General features: G+C 74.3%; 14 protein-coding genes. 2 read left to right on the plus strand and 12 right to left on the minus strand.

The window, feature by feature from the left end; all coding sequences use genetic code 11:
* Positions 1-9 precede the first annotated feature (9 nt).
* Positions 10-1,518 (minus strand): MFS transporter, encoded by a 1,509-nt coding sequence (locus tag ACWF41_RS17845; protein WP_380315966.1) that lies wholly within the window; start codon positions 1,516-1,518, stop codon positions 10-12.
* Positions 1,519-1,715: 197 nt separating this feature from the next.
* Between ACWF41_RS17845 and ACWF41_RS17850 the strand changes: the two genes are divergently transcribed.
* On the plus strand, positions 1,716-2,357 hold the full coding sequence (locus ACWF41_RS17850; RefSeq protein WP_380315963.1) for a TetR/AcrR family transcriptional regulator: 642 nt from the start codon (positions 1,716-1,718) through the stop codon (positions 2,355-2,357).
* Positions 2,358-2,375: 18 nt separating this feature from the next.
* On the opposite strand, the gene ACWF41_RS17855 is transcribed toward ACWF41_RS17850, so the two are convergent.
* From ACWF41_RS17855 to ACWF41_RS17900, 10 genes are all read right to left on the minus strand, one after another.
* Complete coding sequence (locus ACWF41_RS17855; protein WP_380315960.1) at positions 2,376-5,777, minus strand: ATP-binding protein; 3,402 nt, start codon at positions 5,775-5,777, stop codon at positions 2,376-2,378.
* Positions 5,774-6,517, minus strand: a complete 744-nt coding sequence (locus ACWF41_RS17860; protein ID WP_380315957.1) for a DUF4194 domain-containing protein — start codon at positions 6,515-6,517, stop codon at positions 5,774-5,776. Before ACWF41_RS17860 ends, ACWF41_RS17855 begins: the two co-directional genes overlap by 4 nt.
* Complete coding sequence (locus tag ACWF41_RS17865) at positions 6,514-8,085, minus strand: DUF3375 family protein (protein WP_380315954.1); 1,572 nt, start codon at positions 8,083-8,085, stop codon at positions 6,514-6,516. The genes ACWF41_RS17860 and ACWF41_RS17865 overlap by 4 nt, the downstream gene beginning before the upstream one ends.
* A 2-nt stretch (positions 8,086-8,087) precedes the next feature.
* On the minus strand, positions 8,088-11,024 hold the full coding sequence (gene leuS / locus ACWF41_RS17870) for a leucine--tRNA ligase (RefSeq protein WP_380315951.1): 2,937 nt from the start codon (positions 11,022-11,024) through the stop codon (positions 8,088-8,090).
* Between the two features lie 43 nt (positions 11,025-11,067).
* Complete coding sequence (locus tag ACWF41_RS17875; protein ID WP_380315948.1) at positions 11,068-11,745, minus strand: vitamin K epoxide reductase family protein; 678 nt, start codon at positions 11,743-11,745, stop codon at positions 11,068-11,070.
* 66 nt (positions 11,746-11,811) lie between these two features.
* On the minus strand, positions 11,812-13,017 hold the full coding sequence (locus ACWF41_RS17880; RefSeq protein ID WP_380315945.1) for an MFS transporter: 1,206 nt from the start codon (positions 13,015-13,017) through the stop codon (positions 11,812-11,814).
* Positions 13,018-13,138: 121 nt separating this feature from the next.
* Positions 13,139-13,858 carry a metal-dependent transcriptional regulator gene (locus ACWF41_RS17885; protein ID WP_380316009.1) on the minus strand — a complete coding sequence of 240 codons (720 nt, stop codon included), beginning with the start codon at positions 13,856-13,858 and terminating at the stop codon, positions 13,139-13,141.
* A 59-nt stretch (positions 13,859-13,917) separates the two neighbouring features.
* Positions 13,918-14,529: a tyrosine-protein phosphatase gene (locus ACWF41_RS17890; RefSeq protein ID WP_380315942.1), complete on the minus strand. Its 612-nt coding sequence runs from the start codon at positions 14,527-14,529 to the stop codon at positions 13,918-13,920.
* Complete coding sequence (locus ACWF41_RS17895; RefSeq protein WP_380315939.1) at positions 14,526-16,277, minus strand: metallophosphoesterase family protein; 1,752 nt, start codon at positions 16,275-16,277, stop codon at positions 14,526-14,528. Before ACWF41_RS17895 ends, ACWF41_RS17890 begins: the two co-directional genes overlap by 4 nt.
* Positions 16,278-16,349: 72 nt before the next feature.
* On the minus strand, positions 16,350-17,918 hold the full coding sequence (locus ACWF41_RS17900; RefSeq protein ID WP_380315936.1) for an MFS transporter: 1,569 nt from the start codon (positions 17,916-17,918) through the stop codon (positions 16,350-16,352).
* Positions 17,919-18,021: 103 nt separating this feature from the next.
* Between ACWF41_RS17900 and ACWF41_RS17905 the strand changes: the two genes are divergently transcribed.
* On the plus strand, positions 18,022-18,573 hold the full coding sequence (locus tag ACWF41_RS17905; RefSeq protein WP_380315933.1) for a TetR/AcrR family transcriptional regulator: 552 nt from the start codon (positions 18,022-18,024) through the stop codon (positions 18,571-18,573).
* A gap of 7 nt (positions 18,574-18,580) precedes the next feature.
* Here the strand turns inward: ACWF41_RS17905 and ku are convergent, their stop codons facing one another.
* Positions 18,581-19,525, minus strand: a complete 945-nt coding sequence (gene ku, locus ACWF41_RS17910) for a non-homologous end joining protein Ku (protein ID WP_380315930.1) — start codon at positions 19,523-19,525, stop codon at positions 18,581-18,583.
* Positions 19,526-19,559: the final 34 nt, after the last annotated feature.

A 19,559-nucleotide genomic window follows, 5' to 3' on the forward strand; every position in this document is an offset into this window, starting at 1 on the left:
GTCCCGACACTACACACGGGCCGCGGCCGCCGTCCCTGCGTGCGCGACGGCCGGGGCGGCGAGGGTCGTCGCCCGGTGCTCGCGCGCGCCCCTGGTCCGGAACAGGGCGGCGGCGAGGAGCGCGCCGACCACGAAGATTCCCGCGGACCACGTGAAGGCGACGTCGTAGCTGTGCACCGCGGCCTGCGCGGCGACGGCCGGCGTCGCGGGCAGGTGGCCCGTGACCCAGGACGTCGCGGCGGTCGCGGCGAGCGTGTTGAGCACGGCCGTCCCGATCGCGCCGCCCACCTGCTGGGAGGTGGAGACCATCGCCGACGCGACGCCCGCGTACGGCCCCTGCACGCCGACGGTCGCCGTCTGGATCGACGGCGGCATCACGCTACCGAAGCCGATCCCGAGGAGCACGAGCGCGGGCAGGACGCCGGTGGCGTAGGTGCTGTCGACGTCGAGCCGCGAGAGCCACAGCATCGCCACGGCGCAGATCGCCAGCCCGACCGGGACCAGGACCTTCGCGCCGAGGCGCGGCAGCGTGACGTTGTTGGACACCTGCGCCGTGGCGACGAGGGCGAGCACCATCGGCAGGAACGCCACGCCCGTGCGCATCGGGTCGTAGCCCATCGTCGCCTGTAGGTAGTAGGTGAGGAACAGGGAGACGCCGAACATGCCGACGCCGGCCACGAAGATCGCGACGTACGAGCCCGCGCGGTCACGGTCGCGCACGATCGACAGCGGCAGGAGCGGCTGCGCGGCGCGGGCCTGCCACCGGACGAAGGCCACGAGCAGGACGACGGACGCCACGAGCGGGCCCCAGGTCCACGGCGAGCCCCACCCCTGGGGCTCCGCCTGCGAGAAGCCGTACACCAGGAGGAACAGCCCGCCCGAGCCCAGCGCGACGCCGGGCACGTCGAGCCGGTGCCGGCGACGCTGCTCGCCGCGGGGCAGCAGCACGAGCCCGGCGACCACGGCGACCGCCGCGAACACGAGGTTGACGTAGAGGTTCCAGCGCCAGTCGAAGTTCTGCGTGAGGAACCCTCCGAGGAGGAGGCCGACAGCGCCGCCCACCCCGGCGATCGCGCCGAAGACGCCGAACGCGCGGCCGCGCTCGGACGGCTCGGTGAAGGTGGTGGTCAGCACCGAGAGCGCCGACGGTGCGAGCACCGCGGCGAAGACGCCCTGCAGCGCGCGGGCCGCCACGAGCATCTCGAAGCTCTGCGCCGCGCCGCCGAGGGCGGACGCCAGGGCGAAGCCGACGAGGCCGACGAGGAACGTGCGGCGGCGGCCGAGCAGGTCGGACATGCGGCCGCCGAGCAGCAGGAGGCTGCCGAAGGCGAGCGCGTAGGCGGTGACGACCCACTGGCGGTCGTTGTCGCTGAAGCCCAGCTCGGCCTGGGCCGACGGGAGGGCGATGTTCACGATGGTCGCGTCGAGCACGACCATGAGCTGGGCGATGGCGACGGTCGCCAGGACCAGCCAGCGGCGGAGGTCCGAGGCGCGCGACGGCGCCGGAGGTGTGGTCATGGAGGATGCTCCCGAGGAGAGGAGGAGGGCAACGCGCCCCGGGACGTGCCGGGCGCGGGTACCATCGACCGTATGCGGTACTCGTCGGTTTCGAAACCCATGAGTACCGGAATTAACGTCGTGTTCACCGACGGCGAACACGGCCGCCGGGGTGACATGCTCGTCCCACCCTCGGACGCACGGACGGAAGGACCATCATGAAGGCCGCCGACGACGTCGTCGACGACGCACCCGCCTCCCCCGCCGCGCGCGGCGGGCGTCCCCGCGACGCCTCCCGCGACGTCGCGATCCTCGACGCCGCCCGCGAGCTCCTCGCCGAGGTCGGGTACGGCGGCATGACGATGGACGCCGTCGCCGGGCGTGCCGGTGCCAGCAAGGCCACGCTGTACCGCCGCTGGACCACGAAGTCGGACCTCGCCGTCGAGGCGATCACCTGCGGCCTGGGCCACGACCTCGACCCCGCCGACATCCCCGACACCGGCTCGCTCGAGGGCGACCTGCTGGCGTTGGAGAAGCTCCGGCGCGCGCGCAAGACGGCGGGTACCGACCGTCTCATCCCCGGCCTGATGGCGGAGGTCCGCTCCGACCCCGAGCTCGCGCGCCAGTTCCACACGAGCTTCGTGCGGCCGAAGGTCCAGCAGATGCGCACGGTCCTCGAGCGTGCCCGCGACCGCGGCGAGGTGCCGGCCGACCGCGACCTCGACCTCGTGAGCGCGGTGGTGCCGGCGCTCATCTCCTACCGCAAGGTGGTCGAGGGCGCCGAGCTGACCCCCGCGTACGTGGAGCGCCTCCTGCGCGAGGTCCTCATCCCCCTGGCGACGGCCCCCTCGACCCGCTGACCTCCGCGCCGGCGGGGCCTACTCCCCCACGAGCGTCACGAGCCGCGACCGACCGGTCGCGTCCTTGATCGCCTGCAGCACGACGTCGGCGTGCGGCTCCAGCGCGCTCACCTTGTCGAGCGGGGCGCCGACGACGAGCTGGAAGCCGAGCCCGCGCCAGGCGCCGACGGCGCGGCCGGCGAACCGGGCGTCGGCCTTGATGAACGCCTCGTCCAGGAAGACCGGCGCGTACCGGGGCCGCTCCGCGCCGGCGTCGCCGAGCTGGTAGCGCAGCGCCGCCCCGACGATGAACGCGACCAGCTCCTGCGACTCGCCGCCGGACTTGCCGGCGATGTGGTCGTACACGCTCACGTGGTTGCCCTCGAGGTCCACGCACTCGGCGCTGACGCGCACGTGGTCGCGCACGTCCACCAAGCGGCGCCGCTCGGGGCTGTCCGGGCGGATGCGGTCGATGAGCCTGGTCATGCGGGCATAGCGGCGTTCGTGCTCGGCGAGCGGCACGTCCCCGGCCGGGGTGGTCGCCAGCTCGCGCAGCTGGCGCCGGAAGGACGCGACGTCGCCCGCCTCGACGGGCGTGGCCGTGATCCGCAGTCGGTGCTCGTCGTCCCGGAACGGCAGCGTGGCGAGGATGGCGTTGACGGGCTCCATGCGGTCGCGGATCTCCGCCACCGCCTGCGCGATCCCGTTGTTGAGCCGGGTGAGCTGGTCGCCGGACATCTGGCGCAGGTGCGCCGACCAGCGGTCGCGCAGCCGGTAGAGCTGCTGGTACTCCAGCTCCTCGAAGATGCGCAGGAAGTCCGCGTAGGCGGCGTCCGGGTCGGCGGTGCGGTTCGGGTCCGGCCACGTGTCGTCGAACCGCTCGAACAGCGCCTGCAGGGCGGCGCGGGCGGCCCGCTCGGTCTCGCGCGCCGTCTCCCGCTCGTGGTGCAGCTCGCGCACGACGGCGGCCACCGCGGTGGTGAGGTCGGCGAGCCCGCCGCCCGGACCCCCGGCGACGCCCGACCAGCCGACCTGCGTCATGAGGTCGGTGAGCCGCCGTTCCTGCTCCGCCGTGAGCTCGACCCCGTCGGCGTCGGCGCGCTCGACGGCGTCCGCCACCTGGTCCACCTGGTCGCTGATCTGCTCCCACGCCGACCCCAGCTCGGTGACGCGGTGCTGGGCCTCCGCACGCTCGCGGTGCAGCTCGGCGACCCGCGCCCGCAGAGCCTCCTCGTCGGCCTTGAGCGCGCGCAGCACGTCGGAGCCCGCGACGAGCGCCTCGAGCCGGTCGCGCCGCTCGGCGAGGCGCTCCTCGGCGCCCCGCACGTCGACGTCGTCCCAGTCGGCGCGCAGGGCCTGGCTGTGTGCGACGAAGTGGTCGGCCTCGCCCTTCTGCCGCAGCCGGGCGCCCGCGAGGGACTCGGCGGCCTGCCGCAGCTCGGCGTGCGCCGCGCCGATCTGCTCGGCGAGCTGCTCGAGGCGCCGGTGGTTGCTGAAGCCCAGCACGGACGACCGGCCCTGGCCGCCGTGCGCGCCGCGCCGTCCCTCGGACGTCTGCCCGGAGCGTGTGAGCGCCAGGTCGTGGCGGTGCAGCTCGGCCGGGTCGTCCACGCAGACGTACGCGAACCGCTCGGCGAGCCGGCCGGCGAGCCAGCCGCCGAACGGCCCCGCCTTGACCTCGAGACGGCCGGGCAGCAGGGTGCGGTCGGCCTCCTCGTGCAACGGCATGCCCGTGGGCACGCCCTCGAAGCGGACCCGGACCGGCGAGCGCACGGCGTCGATCGCGGCGCGGAAGGCGTCGAGCCGGTCGTCGTCGACCAGGATCGTCACGGCGAAGCCCCCGAGGGCGAGGCCGATCGCGTCGCGCCACGGCTCGTACTCGCCCCGGACCTCGAGGAGCTCGCCGACGAACGGCACGTCCTCGGCGCGCATCCCGGCGGCGCGGGCCAGGGCCTCGCGCGCCTCGTGCAGCTCGCGGGGCACGTTGCCGCGACGCGCCTTGAGGGAGGCCTCCTCGCGTTCGAGGTCGGCCAGCGCCCGCATCGCGTCCTTCTCGCGCGCGGACGCCTCGACCACGGCCTCCGACAGCGCGTCGGTGTGCTCGTCGCGGGCCTCGAGGTAACGGCGGGCGTCGGCGTGCAGCGCGTCCAGCTCGCGGCGCGTGCCCACCTCCCGCTCCAGCGGCGCCAGGTGGCCCTCGAGCTCCGCGCGGGCACGACGCACCTCGGCGAGCCGCTGCTCGGCCGTGCGCACGTCGCGCTCCGCCGCCTCGATGGCGTCGCCGCCGTTGCGGCGCTGGTCCGCGCGCACCTGCTCCAGCTCGGCGTCGGCAGCGCCCAGGCGCTCGTCGGCGACGGCGACCCGCTCGGCCGCCGCCTTGTGCTGGGCGCGGTTCTCCGCCTCGGCCGCCCGCAGCAGGTCGAGCTGGGTGCGGTCGCGCCAGGCGGTGAAGGGCGTGACCTCGCCGCCAGGGCCGCCGTCGGGGCCGAGCGCCTCGACCAGGCGCGCCGCGGCGGCGGCCTCGTCGATCGCGGCACGGTGCCCGAGCATGGGCCGCAGCACGTCCACCTGGCGCTGCGCCGTGGTCATCTCGGCGCGCACCTCGCTGAGCTCGTCGAAGTGCTCGACGGCGCGCTCGGCCACGCGGATGGTCTCCGGCTCCTCGAGCACCATGGCCTTGTAGAGCGAGTCGACCGTGGTGATCTGCTGGCCCGCCTGGATGCGGCCCAGCAGCTGCATCGCCTTCTCGCCGTCGCCGGCGGCGCCGATGCCGAGCGCGGCGTGCAGGCGGGTGGCGAACGCCTTGTCGGTGTCGAACGTGGCCAGGCCCAGCGCCGTCAGCCCGGGCTTGGCGAACCGCTGCGCGACCAGCGGCTCCAGCGCACGCAGGCTGAAGTCGGCGTCGACCACGGCGCGCACCGCGACCGTCTCGTCGGTGCGCTGCGCCCCGCGGGGCACGTACCAGGCGCGCAGCGCCGTGAACCGCTCCCCCGACTGCGAGGACCAGGTCATCGCGATCGCCGACCAGGTGTCGGACGTCTCTCCGCGCAGCACGCGGTCCTTGGCGCGCGCCGAGCCGGCGGAGCGCTCCTCGTCCAGCTTGCCGCGGGCGTACGAGACGACGTTGCGCTGCTCCAGCCCGCGCGCCCGGCCGCTGGTCGCCGTGTTCGACGCTCCGTTGAACGGCGTCGTGTGGCTCATCATCAGCGCGATGTACGCGTCGAGCAGCGTCGACTTCCCGGACCCGGACGCGCCCGTGAGCAGCGTCGTCGTGCCCGCGAACCGCACCTCGTGGTACCCGTGGTAGCCGCCCCAGCTGACCAGCTGCATGGAGCGGGCCGTCCACTGCCGCCCGTCCGACGCCGTCGGGATCAGCCCGAACAGCGACTGCTGCATGCGCGGTGCCGCGGTCTGCTCCGCGGGGTCGCTGGTGATCGTCACGCGCGGAACTCCTCGTCCTCGTCGACCTCGTCGGGCTCGTCGTCCTCCGGCTCCTCGGGCGGCACGACGGCGGCGCCCCGCAGCCACGAGGTCAGCTCCCGCAGCCGCTCCACCGGGAGCAGGATCTCCACGACGGGCTGCACCCGGTAGCGACCCTCGGCGACCTCGTCGAGCACGTGCTCGCGCACGAGCGTCGCGACGGCGTTGTCGATCTCGCGGCGCCGCGCGGCCAGGTTGGTCTCGTCCGCGGCGAGGAAGCCGAGCGCGTAGTCGACCAGCTCCTCCGCGTCGACGTGCGCGGCCCGCTCCCCGGCGCCCTGCTCCTGGCGGAACCGGTTGCGCGCGAACAGCATGAGCAGCGTCTCGACCCGCTTGTACGGCTCGTCCTTGAGCAGCACGGGGATGCTGAGGCCCGCCTCGCGCACCTGCCGCTTGTAGGCGATCTCGTAGTCGCGGTCCACGACGAGCTCCACGAAGAGGTCGTGGCAGCGCGACGCGAGCACGTTCTGGTGCGCGAGCAGCGCCTTCCACTCCGCCGGGTGCGCGGCCGCGGACAGATAGCGGCGCTGCAGCACCAGCGCCAGCGCGCGGCGCGCCTCGTACGGCAGCACGCCCGTGTCGCCGGCGAACAGCGCCGCGTCGTCGTCCGCCATCGCCAGGGCCTCGACGAACGGCGCCGCCCCCGGCGCCGCCTCGGTCGCCGTCGCGCCGGTGTCCGTCGCGGTGGTCGTCTCGGTCACGCGTCCTCCTCGTCGTGGGTGCCCGGCACCTCGATCTGCACCAGCGGCACCACCAGCTCGCGGGTGGTGCCGTCGGCGCGCACGGTCGTGACACGGCGCAGGCGGGCGGCGGGCACGTCGCCGTCCACGAGCGCGTCGTCGAGCGCCCCCGGCGCGGCGAGCTCCAGATAGCCCAGCAGCTCGACCGGGCGGCGCAGCTCGGCGGGCGCCGCCGCGAACACCTCGTCGGCGGTCGCGCTCCCCCGCTCTCGCAGGACGCGCGCGGCGTGCGCGGTGGTCTCCTCGTAGCGGGGCCCGCCCATGCCCCGCAGGCCGCCCAGGACCTCCCCGGGCTCTCCGCCCGCGTCGTGGCCGGGGTCGTCGAGGTCGGCCAGGGCGTCCGGGAGGGTCTCGGGGCGCAGGTCGTGCAGCTGGGCGCGGAACCGCCCGAGGCGCGCGCGCTCCAGCCAGCGCAGCGGCTCGACGCGAGCGGCGCGGCCGGACTCGGGGAACCACTCCGCCATCGCGGCGGTCGCCTCCCGCAGGGCGGCGTCGAGCTCGCGGTCGCGCAGCGGGTTGTGCACGGTGAGCTGCTGCGTGATGGTGCGCGACGCGCGCGCCTGGGCGTCGAGGACGCCGTCGACGGAGGCGAGGAGCTGGGAGTACAGCGCACGCACCGCCTCGCGCCGGTCGGCGGGCAGGTCCGCCGCGAACGGGTGCGCGAGCACGGCCCGGACCCGCTCGTCCACCTGACCCAGCAGCTGCGGGTCGCGCAGCAGCTCCATCGCCCCGGAGAACGCGCGCCCCTCGGGCGTGCGCTCCATGAGCGAGTCGGACGCCTCGAGGTAGGCGCCCAGCACCTCGCCCGTGGGCCGCTCGTCCTGGCGCAGGCCCGTGACGATGCTGCGCTGGAGCTCCGCGATCGACTCGGCGACGCGGGCGAAGTCGGCCGGCAGCTCGCGCACGAGGGCGGCGACGTTGTCGAACTGCTCGACCAGCCGCTCGGCGGGCGCCTGCACGACCTCGCCGCCCGCCTCGAGCCGCGCGAGCTCGGCCTCCGCCGCGGCGATCTCGTCGCGGGCGCGGGCCACCTGCTCGCGCAGCGCGCGCTGCTGGGAGGCACGGTCGGGGCGGGCGTCGCGCGCGAGCCCGTCCAGGGCGACGAGCAGCGTGCGGATGCGCGACTCGCTCACCAGGGCGCGCGCCCCCTGGGTGCGGTCGACGAACGCCAGCGCCTCGGCCGCGTGCGAGCTCACCTGGTACTGCTCGACGCCGTCGTCGTCGAGCGCGCGGACGAGCCACCGGCCGGCGACCCAGCGCGAGCAGAGGGCCCGGGCGGCGTCGTCGGGCACGTCGTGGCCGACCGCGCGGGCCTCGGCGAGCAGGTCCTCGACCTCCACGTGCATCTGCTCGGTGGGCACCGTGGCGCGCCCCGGAGTGAAGATCAGGGAGAGGAGGGCGACGACCAGCGGCCCCTCCTTGCGGTGCAGCAGGGCGAGCGCGGGCGTGCCGAAGGCGCCCTGGCTGCGGGCCAGGGCGCCCTCGAGGCGAGAGCCCTCCTGCCGGGACCTCGCGGGTGGCGTCGACAAGCTCAGACGACGATGTTGACGAGCTTCGGCGCGCGCACGATCACCTTGCGCACGGGGGCACCGTCGATCGCGCGGACCACGTTCGGCTCGGCGAGGGCCGCGGCCTCCAGGTCGGCGTCCGAGATGGACGGCGGCACCTCGAGGCGGCCGCGCACCTTGCCCTTGACCTGCACGACGCAGGTCACGGTGTCCTCGACCAGGTACTGCTCGTCGGCGGCGGGGAAGGGCCGGCGGGCCAGCGACCCGTCGTGCCCGAGCCGGGACCACAGCTCCTCCGCGATGTGCGGGGCGATGGGCGCGACCATCAGCACCAGGGGCTCGACGGCGGCGCGCGGCACGCGGTCCAGCGACGTCAGGTGGTTGTTGTACGTGATGAGCTTGGCGATCGCCGTGTTGGGCCGCATGTGCTCCATCTCGACGCGGACGTCCGCGATCGCCCGGTGCATCGCCCGCAGGGTGGCGGTGTCCGGCTCGTCGTCGGTGACGACGACGGCGCCCGTCTCCTCGTCCACGACGTTGCGCCACAGCCGCTGCAGGAAGCGCTGCGAGCCGACGACGGCGCGCGTCTCCCACGGTCGCGACAGGTCCAGGGGACCCATCGACATCTCGTACACGCGGAACGTGTCGGCGCCGTACTGCTCGTACATCTCGTCCGGCGTGACGACGTTCTTCAGGGACTTGCCCATCTTCCCGTACTCACGGTTGACGGTCTCGCCCCGGTACGTGAAGCCGGTCTGCTCGTCGCCCTCGACCTCGCCGGCGGGCACGTAGAAGCCGCGGGAGTCGGTGTACGCGTACGCCTGGATGTACCCCTGGTTGAACAGCTTGCCGAACGGCTCCACCGAGGAGACGTAGCCCAGGTCCAGCAGCACCTTGTGCCAGAAGCGCGCGTACAGCAGGTGCAGCACGGCGTGCTCGACGCCGCCGACGTAGAGGTCGACGCCGCCGGCAGGGCCGGAGGTCGCGTTGTGGCGCGGGCCCATCCAGTACGACTCCAGCGCGGGGTCGACGACGGCGGTGCCCTCCGACGGCCCGTCGGTGGAGTCCGTCGGGTCCAGGTAGCGCAGGTAGTACCAGCACGACCCGGCCCAGTTGGGCATGGTGTTGGTGTCGCGGCGGTAGGTCTTCGGCCCGTCGCCCAGGTCCAGGGTGACGTGCACCCACTCCTCGTTGCGACCCAGCGGCGCCTCGGGGTTCGAGTCGGCGTCCTGCGGGTCGAAGGTGCGCGGCGCGAAGTCCGGCACCTCGGGCAGGTCGACGGGCAGCAGGTGGGACGGGATCGCGACCGGGCGGTCCTGGTCGTCCCACAGGATGGGGAACGGCTCGCCCCAGTAGCGCTGACGGCTGAACAGCCAGTCGCGCAGGCGGTACGTGGTGGTGCCCTCGCCGGCGCCGCGGGCCTGCAGCCACGCGACGACCCGCTCCTTGGCCTCGGCCACGCCCAGCCCGTCCAGGCTGATCTCGTCGTTGGCGGAGTTCACGGTCACGCCGTCGCCCGTGTACGCGCCCGCGAAGTCGTCCGGCAGGCCGCCGGCGGGCTCCACGGTGCGGATCACGGGCAGCTCGAACGCCTCGGCGAAGTCGAAGTCGCGCTGGTCGCCGCCCGGCACCGCCATGATCGCGCCGGTGCCGTAGCCCATCAGCACGTAGTCGGCGGTGAACACCGGCACGGTGGCGCCGTTGACGGGGTTCACGGCCAGGTGCCCGGTGAAGACGCCGGTCTTCTTGCCGGCGTCGGCCTGCCGCTCGACGGCGGTCTTCGACGCCGCCTCGCGGCGGTACGCGGCCACGGCCTCGACCGGGGTGGCGTGCCCGCCGGTCCAGACGCTGCGCGTGCCGTCGGGCCAGGCCGCGGGCACCTCGTCGAGCAGCGGGTGCTCGGGCGCCACGACCATGAACGTCGCGCCGAACAGCGTGTCCGGGCGGGTGGTGAAGACCTCGACCTGCGCGCCCGCGCCGGCCGCGTCGTGGTCGGCGGTGCCGACGACGTCGAACCGGACGTTCGCGCCCGTGGAGCGGCCGATCCAGTTGCGCTGCATCGACTTGACCTTCTCGGGCCAGTCGATCAGCTCCAGGTCGTCGGTCAGGCGGTCGGCGTACGCCGTGATCCGCATCTTCCACTGGCGCAGCTCGCGCTGGAAGACGGGGAAGTTGCCGCGCTCGGAGCGGCCGTCGGCCGTGACCTCCTCGTTGGCCAGCACCGTGCCCAGGCCCGGGCACCAGTTCACGACGGACTCGTCGACGTACGCCAGGCGCTGGGCGTCCACGACGTCCCGGCGCTCCAGGTCGCTCAGGTCGGACCAGGCGCGGCCGTCGGGCAGTGCGCGGGCACCCGAGGCGTACTCCGCCTCCAGCTCGGCGATGCGCCGGGCGCGGCCCTTGCCGCCGTCCGCTGCGGCGTCGTACCAGGAGTCGAAGATCTGCAGGAAGATCCACTGCGTCCAGCGGACGTACTCGGGGTCGATCGTGGCGAACGTGCGGCGCTCGTCGTGCGCGACGCCCAGGCGCCGCATCTGGCGCTTCATGGTGACAATGTTCTGCTCGGTGGTGATGCGCGGGTGCTGGCCGGTCTGCACCGCGTACTGCTCGGCGGGCAGCCCGAACGCGTCGTAGCCCAGCGCGTGCAGCACGTTGTCGCCGCTCATCATGCGGAACCGGCCCACGACGTCCGTCGCGATGAAGCCCAGCGGGTGCCCGACGTGCAGCCCCGCCCCCGACGGGTACGGGAACATGTCCATGATGAAGAACGGCCTGCCCGAGCCGTGCTCGCCGTCGCCGTCCGTGAGCGCGCCGGCCGGGTTGGCCGCCCAGAAGGTGCCGCGCTCCTCCCACAGGTCCTGCCAGCGCTCCTCGATCTGCTGGGCGAGGGCGGGCGTGTAGCGGTGGGTGGGCTCGGTCGGAGCCTCGGATCGGGCGGGTGCGGTGTCGGGCGTGCTCACCCGGCGAGTCTACCGGCCGGGACTGTCGCCCCCGGCCGGTTTTTCACACCCCGAACGACTCGAACAGCGGGCCGCCGACAGCGAGCAGGAGCCAGCCCACGGCGACGACGTAGCCGATGATCAGCACGAGGCCCCGGTTGCGCACGACGGCGCGGCGCAGGCCGTCGCCCACGGGCAGGTGGCGCTCCTGCACCGCGTGCACCACCTGGAACCACAGCAGCGGCCAGAGGATGGTCCACACCACCATGCAGGCGGGGCACAGGCGGACCAGCGCGTAGAAGCTCGTCCACATGAGGAAGAAGATCAGCAGCTGCGCCACCGCGGTCACGGCGAGCAGCGACAGGTGGTACCACCGCGGCAGCCGTGCGCCCGCGAGGAGGACGACGCCGGTCGTGACCACCACGGGGAACGCGGCGACGCCGAGGTAGGGGTTGGGGAAGCCGAGCAGCGTGCCCTGCCAGGACATCATCGCGACGCCGCAGTCGAGGAAGACGTTGAAGCTGCAGCTCGTGACCCGGTTCGGGTCCAGCAGCTTGAGGTACTCCTCGATGGCGAGCCACGACGCGGCGCCGAAGCCGATCGCGCCCAGCACCGTCAGCAGCACCCCGTAGGTGCGGGCCGTCAGGCCGCGGGGGCCCGCCGCGGGCGCGGCCTCGGCCACGTCGTCGGGGGCGTCGTCGGGGAGGTCGTCCTGGGTCGCGTCGCGCACGCTCGGGCTCACGGGCGCGACCGTACCGCACGTTCCTGGGGGCCGCGCGCGGCGCCCGCGGCCCGCCCCTCGGGCAGGTCAGCCCGCGTGCGCGACCCGCTGCCGGCCGAAGGCGAGCACCATCGCCAGGCCGACGATCGTGAGCGCGAGGCCCACCCACGCGGGCGCGAGGTACCCGTACCCGGCGGCGATGACGAGACCGCCGAAGAAGGCGCCGCTCGCGTTGCCGATGTTGAGGGCGGAGTGGCACAGCGCGGCGCCGAGCGACTGGGCCCGCGGCGAGAGGTCCATGAGTCGCGTCTGCATCGCCAGGCCCAGCACCTGGGACGCGACGGCGAGCAGGAACAGCCCGACGACGGCGGGCACCGGCGACGTGGCCGTGAGGGCGAAGAGGACGAGCGACAGGGCGGTCGCGACGAACCCCCCGACCACCGTGCGGAGCACGTTGCGATCCACGAGGCGCCCGCCGAGCAGCGTGCCCACCGTCATGCCGACGCCGAACACCGCGAGCACCCACGGGACCGCGCTCTCGGACATGCCGGCCACGCGCGTGACGGTGGGCGCCACGTACGTGTAGACCGCGAACAGCCCGCCGAAGCCGATCGCGCCGGCGGCGAACGAGATCCACAGCGGCCCGTTGCGCAGCGTCGCGAGCTCCTGGCGCACGCTGGAGTCGACCGGGCCCCGCTCCGGGACGAAGCGCCAGATGCCGAGCAGGGTCACGGCCCCGAGCACGCCGATGACGACGAACGCGGCCCGCCACCCCAGGCTCTGGCCGACCGCGGTGGACAAGGGCACGCCCACGACGTTCGCGACCGTCAGGCCCGTCATCATCATGGACACCGCGTGTCCGCGGCGGCCCGGCCCGGCCACGGCCGCCCCGACGGCCGCGCCGACGCCGAAGAACGCGCCGTGCGGCAGCCCGGCGAGGAAGCGCCCCGCGACCAACCACTCGATCGACGGCGCGGCGGCCGACAGCACGTTCGCCACGGTGTAGAACCCCATGAGGCACAGCAGCAGCCGCTTGCGGGACATCCGCGCGGCCGCCACCGTCAGCAGCGGCGCCCCGACCACGACGCCGACCGCGTACGCGGTGATGGCATGGCCGACCACGGGGTCGCTGACGCCCAGGCTCGCGCCGATCTGGGGCAGCAGCCCCATGGTGGCGAACTCGGTGGTGCCGATGGTGAATCCGCCGACGGCGAGCGCGAACAGCGCCGCCCCGACGTGCTCCGGGCGGGGCGCGCGGGTGGTCGCCCCCCGGGGAACGGTCGTCTGGGTCACGGTGCTCTCGCTCTCGACGCGCGGTTACCGAGCCACGCGCAGCTCGGCATGCGCGGCCCGAAACGATTCGACGACGCGGCACGGAGGAGCCGTGCGCACGTCGTCGGGGAACCGGGTCAGCCTACGCGGGCACCACCCAGATGCGCGAGGCCGCCAGCAGGCCGAGGTCCACGGCCCTCTCGCGGCCGTCCGCCTCCCACGCCACGCCCACGGTCCCGGCGAACTCCCGTCGGGACGTCAGCCGCACCGGGAGGTCCAGGTCGATGCCCAGGTCCGCCAGGTAACGCAGGGCCTCCGGGTCGGCGTCCGAGATCCGCGCGACCACTCCCCCGGCGCCCGCCTCGAGGTCGACCAGCGGCACCGCCGCCGGCCGCACCACGCGGCCGTCGGCGAACGGGATCGGGTCGCCGTGCGGGTCCCGCTCCGGGTGCCCCAGGCGCGCCGAGATCCGCTCGACCAGCCGCTCGGACACCGCGTGCTCCAGCACCTCGGCCTCGTCGTGCACCTCGTCCCAGCCGTACCCGAGGTCGCGCACCAGCCACGTCTCCAGCAGGCGGTGGCGCCGCACCATGACCAGCGCGTAGCGGCGGCCCAGCTCCGTCAGCCACACGCCGCCGTACGGCTCGTGGCCCAGCAGGCCCTGCGTCGTGAGGCGGCGCACCGTCTCCGACACCGTCGACGGGCCCACGCCCAGCCGGTCCGCCAGCAGCCCGGTGGTCACCTTCTCGTCGGACCACTCCTGGGCCGACCACACCGCCTTGAGGTAGTCCTGGGCGACGGGGGTCAGCTCGTCAGGGTCGACGGCAGGGTCGACGGCGGGGTCTTCGGCACGGGCGGGCAGGGCAGGTTCGGGCACGTCCCGAGCCTATCCGGCGCGTTCGGACGCCGTCCGACGTCGGCTCACCCGACGAGCCTGCGGCGGACCTCCTCGAGCTGCGCCGGGGCGACGCCAGACCCCGTGAGGTACGCGGCGACCCCGCCGTAGCGGTCCTCCAGGTGGGCCACCGTGTTCAGCATCGTGCCGGGGTCGCACCCCTCGGTCCGCGCGTACTCGTCGGCGACCCGCTCGGGCGCCACCCCGGCGACGCTCAGCAGGAGCGCCACGAGGACCCCGGTGCGGTCCCGCCCGGCCTGGCAGTGCACGACGACCGTCCCCGGCGGTGCCTCCACGACGGCCCGGAAGGCGGCACCGATCCGCCGGCGATGCCCGTCCAGCATCGGCGCGTAGGTGTCCGGAGGGGGCACGTAGGCCAGCACCTCGGCGACCATCGGGACGTTTTGGTAGACGGACTCACCGACGAACGGGCTCGGCTGCTCCCCGCACTCGGTCCGTCCCCTCAGGTCGACGACGCGGCCCACCCCGCCACGGCGGACTGCGGCCACCGTGGTCGCCGTCAGGCGTTCGTGGCTGCCGGACCGGAACAGCGCGCCCTCGCGGACGCGACGCCCGTCGGCCGTGGGAAGACCGCCGAGATCACGCGCGTTGCGGCAGCCGGACCAGTCGACGATCACGACGGCAGCGCGTCGTCCGACGGGGGCACGATCGCGGGCACCGGCTCGCGCTCGCCGACCGTGGCGTCGCCGTCGGGCGTGACGCTCACCACCTGCACGTCCACCATGCGGCGCGACTCTGGGTCGAAGCGCAGCACGGTCATCTGCGCGGTGCCGTGCAACGGCCCGACGGTGGGCTGGTTCGGCGCGGCGCCGGCGGTGGAGCCGTTGACGTACCGGATGCCCTGGCCCACCTGCTCGGGCCCGGACCGCTTGTGCGTGTGCCCGGACACCTGGAACGGCACGCAGCCGGTGTCGAGGGCGTCGAGCCCCACGGCCGGCGTGTGGACCAGCAGCAGGTCCACGTCGCCGTCGTCGCAGGCGGTGGCGGCGAGGTCGGCCGCCTGCTCCTCCGGGGTGCGCTCGCGCGCCACGCTGGTGCCGCCGCCGACGCGGGTCTCGAGGGCGTCCCGGTCCCCGAGGATGCGCATGCCCTTGACCTCGACGACGTTGCCGTCGAGCACCGTCTGGCCGCGCGCGGCCTCCTGGGCGGAGGTGAGCTGCGAGTCGTGGTTGCCGTCCGCCACGACCATCGGGACGCCACGGGGCGGCGCCGTCGCGAACGAGTCGACGCAGACCTTCTCCACGGACGTGCCGTTCGTGGTGGTGTCGCCGGCGTTGAGGACGACGTCGACGCCCGCGCGCTCCGCGGTGGTGCGGATCAGCGGCGTCATGCCCATGTTGCAGTGCAGGTCGGACACGACGAGCAGGGTCACGAGGTCCTCGTCCGGCGTCGACGGCGTGGACGGCGTGGACGGCGTGGACGGCGTGGACGTCCCCGAGGGCGGGGACGCCGAGGGCGAGCCGGAGGCGTCCGCCGGGTCGGGGTGGGTGGCGTCCCACGCGTCCCACGCGGCGACGAGGTCGTCGTTCGCGGCGGCGTAGAACTCCTCGTTCTGGCGGTAGAGGTTCACGAGCTGCCCGCCGTAGGTGTCCACCACCCCGGCGAGCCGGCCGGTGATCGTGGCGCCCTCGAGCGCGGTGCCCGCGAACACGGGCGACGCGGGGCGGCCCTGGGTGTCCGGCCGCGCCACTCCCCCGGACACCACCGTCACGACGACGAGGCTCGTCACGGCCACGCCCGCGGTGATCTCCCAGGTGCGCGGGGCGAGGCGGGCGGACAGCTCGCGGCGCCGGGCGGCGCCGAGCAGCAGCTGCAGGCCGACGCCGGCGGCGACGACGACGTTCGCGGCGACGAGGGTGCGCCACCCGGCGTCCCAGAGCAGGGCCCGCGCGACCGTGCTCACCGTCTCCTGGGGGCTGGAGAAGAACTGCAGATAGTTCTGCAGGTCGCCGGAGAGCATGTCGAGCGTGCCCGCCTGGTCGACGGCGGACAGGTCCGCCGGGATCTCCTTGACCACGACGTCGAGCCCCAGCCCGAGAGGCAGCGGCGAGTCGATCTCGAGCGTGCCCAGGGGACCGAGGTCGGCCACGACCAGGCCGTCGGTGTCGACCGCGTACACGGCCTCGTGCGGGCCGAGGCTCAGCTCGGCCTGCGCCGTCGTGACGCCGAAGACGAGGCAGGCCAGCGCGGCCGCCACCGAGACGAGGGTCCACCGCACCCACCGCGGCGGCGTGCGCCGGGCAGGGCCTGCCGGGCCGGACGGGCCGGACGGGCCGGACGGGCCGGACGGGCCGGACGGGCCGGACGAGGCGGTAGGGCGGGCGGGGGCGTCAGGGTCGGGCGTCTCGTCGTGCTGGTCGCTCATCGCGTCCCACCTTCGCGGAACACCGGCGACGGCGCCACCCTGCTCGCAGGGTGACGCCGTCGTGCCCGCAGGTCAGGACCGCTCGTCGCGCAGCGTGGTCAGGGCGATCCCCGCCGCGACGAGGACCGCGACGAAGCCGATCACGGACGTGACGACCACGCCGCTGCCGAACGCCGCGTGGGCGGAGTCGAGCAGGGCCTGCGCCTGCCCGGCGGGCAGGTCGGCCGCGACGCTCGTGGCACCGCCGAGGGTCTCGGCCGCCGCCGCGGCGTCGGCCGCGGGCAAGCCCGCCGGCACCACGACGTGGGAGTGGTACGACCCGGTGAGGATCCCGCCGAGGACGGCGGTGCCCAGCACGGCGCCGACCTCGTACGCCGTCTCGGAGATGGCCGAGGCCGCGCCCGCCTTCGCCGCGGGCACGGTCGAGACGATGAGGTCGTTCGACACGGTCTCGGCCGAGCCGACGCCGATCGCGAGGACGACGAACGCGAGACCGAGCCAGACCGACTCGCCGCGCCCGGCGACGAGCGCCGTGACCAGGTAGCCCACGGCCGACATCGCGAGGCCGGCGGCGACCACGTGCGACGGGCGCACCCGGCGCACGACCTTCACCACGGCGAGGCCCGCGACGACCATCGCGACGGTGCCCGGCAGCAGCACCATGCCCGCCTGCACCGGCGACAGGCCGATGACGAGCTGCAGGTCCTGCGAGACGAAGAACAGGAAGCCGACCAGCGAGAACACCGACAGCAGGTTGACCAGCACGCTGCCGGTGAACGCCGGGACGGCGAACAGCCGCACGTCGAGCATGGGGTCCGGGCGCCGCAGCTGGCGGCGCACGAACAGCACGCCCATGAGCAGGCCGACGGCGATCGCCGCGAGGCCCAGCGAGGGCAGCCCGCCCTTGGCGAGGGTCTTGATGCCGAACACGACCGGGGTCATGGCGGCCATCACGAGGACGATCGAGACCGGGTCGAGGCGACCTGGGGCGGGGTCGCGCGACTCGGGCACGAAGATCGGCGCGAGCACGAGCAGCAGCGCCAGCACGGGCACCGCGAGGAGGAACACGGAGCCCCACCAGAAATGCTCGAGCAGCAGGCCGCCGACGATCGGGCCCACGGCCGAGCCCGCGGCGAAGCCGGCGGCCCAGATCGCGATGGCGAGGCGGCGCTCGTCGCGGTCGGTGAAGACGTTGCGCAGCAGCGACAGCGTGGACGGCATGAGCATCGCGCCGAAGAAGCCGAGGCCGGCGCGGGCGGCGATCAGCGCGCCCGCGGTGGGCGCGAACGCCGCGACCGCGGACACGGCGGCGAAGCCGACGGCCCCGATGAGGAGCAGCCGGCGGCGGCCGACGCGGTCCGCGACCGACCCCATCGGCACGAGCAGGCCGGCGAGGACGAGGGGGTACACGTCGACGATCCACAGCAGCTGCGTGCCGCCGGGGGCCAGGGCCTCCGAGATCTGCGGGAGGGCGAAGCTGAGGACCGTGTTGTCGATCGAGACGAGGAGCACCGGCAGCATCAGCACGGCGAGGGCCGCCCAGCGTCGCCCGGCGGTCTGCAGACCGTGGGGGCGCGCGGGGAGGGTGGGGCGTCGCGCGGCGGAAGGGGCGCGGTGCGTCGTCACCTGGGTGGAGACCATGAGGTGCCTTTCACACACTGCGGGACGGCCGGGGCGACATGGTGATGCCGAACTTCCGTACCGTCCAGCCGGTACAGTAACACCCCGCCACTAGGCTGTCGACATGCCGCCTCCCCCCGCCGCCCGAGCCAAGGTCCTGCGCGCGTTCGCCGAGCTCCTCGTCGAGTCCGGGGAGCGGTCCGCGACCCTCGAGGCCGTCGCCGAGCGGGCCGGCGTCTCCAAGGGCGGCCTGCTCTACCACTTCCCCTCCAAGGACGCGCTCGTCGACGGCCTCCTCGACCACCTGGGCGTCCTCACGGCCGCCGACGTCGAGGCCATGCGCACCGCGCCCGAGGGCGCCTCGGACTACCTGCTGCGCACCTCGACCGTCATCGGCGGCGAGTTCGAGGTCGTCTACCTCGCGGCCTCGCGCGTGGCGCAGGGCGCCTCGCCCCGCGCCCGCGCCGTCCTCGACGACGCCCAGGCCGCCTGGACGGCGGCCGTCCGCGACGAGCTCGGCGACCCCGTGCTCGCCCAGGCCGTCTCCCTCATGGGCGAGGGCCTGTACGCCCTGGCGTCGGTCGGCGCGAGCGGCCCCACCGACCAGGAGATCGACGACCTGCTGACTCTCGTGCGCGAGGTCGCCGCCGCGCGCGGCGCGGACGACAGGACCTGAGCCGGGCTCAGCCCGTCTTCCGCTCCGCCGTCTTCGCCGCCGGCTTCTTCGCCGGGCTCTTCTTCGCCGGGGCCTTCGTCGCGGCGGCCCGCTTCGCCGCCGGCTTCTTCGCCGGGGCCTTCTTCGCGGGAGCCTTCTTCGCCGGCGCCTCGTCCTTCGACGCCTTCCCGCCCTTCGTGCCGGAGACGCTCCGGCGCAGGGCCTCCATGAGGTCGATGACGTCGGCGTCCTCCTTCTCCGGCTGCTCGCCGAAGGTCTCGGAGGTGTCGAGCGCCTCGCCCTGCTCGATCTTGGCGTCGATGAGCTGGCGCAGCTGCACCTGGTACTCGTCCTCGTAGTCCTCCGGAGCGAAGTCGGCCTCGTAGCTCTGCACGAGCTGGCCCGACATCGCCAGCTCCTTGTCCGAGACGGTCACGGACCCGTCGAGCGACGGGAACGCCGCCTCACGCACCTCGTCGGCCCACAGCAGCGTCTGGATCACCAGCACCTCGTCGCGCACCCGCATCGCGGCGAGCCGGGTGCGCTGGCGCAGCGCGAACTTCACGATGGCGGTGCGGTCCGTCTCCTCGAGCGTGCGGCGCAGCAGCACGTACGCCTTCGGGCTCTTCGAGTCCGGCTCGAGGTAGTAGGTGCGGTCCAGCATGATCGGGTCGATCTGGTCGCTCGGGACGAACTCGACCACCTCGATCTCGCGGTTCGCCTCCGCCGGCAGCGCCCCGAGATCCTGCTTGGTGAGCACCACCGTGCGCTCGCCGTCGTCGTAGGCGCGGTCGATGTGCTGGTAGGCCACCTCCTCGCCGTCCAGCTCGCACACGCGCCGGTAGCGGATGCGCCCGCCGTCCGCGTCGTGCACCTGGTGCAGCGGCACGTCGTGGTCCTCGGTCGCGCTGTACAGCTTGACCGGCACGTTGACCAGGCCGAAGGTCACCGCACCCTTCCAGATCGCCCTCATGTGACCATCGTCACGCGAGCGGGCGGACCGCGCC

The sequence above is a fragment of the Isoptericola sp. NPDC055063 genome (genome assembly GCF_053608125.1).

Bases quoted from the DNA above. Each gene is read 5' to 3' on its own strand.
- ACWF41_RS17905 (WP_380315933.1), top strand. From the start codon at position 18,022: ATGCCGCCTCCCCCCGCCGCCCGAGCCAAGGTCCTGCGCGCGTTCGCC.
- ku (WP_380315930.1), bottom strand. From the start codon at position 19,525: ATGAGGGCGATCTGGAAGGGTGCGGTGACCTTCGGCCTGGTCAACGTG.
- ACWF41_RS17900 (WP_380315936.1), bottom strand. From the start codon at position 17,918: ATGGTCTCCACCCAGGTGACGACGCACCGCGCCCCTTCCGCCGCGCGA.
- ACWF41_RS17895 (WP_380315939.1), bottom strand. From the start codon at position 16,277: ATGAGCGACCAGCACGACGAGACGCCCGACCCTGACGCCCCCGCCCGC.
- ACWF41_RS17845 (WP_380315966.1), bottom strand. From the start codon at position 1,518: ATGACCACACCTCCGGCGCCGTCGCGCGCCTCGGACCTCCGCCGCTGG.
- ACWF41_RS17850 (WP_380315963.1), top strand. From the start codon at position 1,716: ATGAAGGCCGCCGACGACGTCGTCGACGACGCACCCGCCTCCCCCGCC.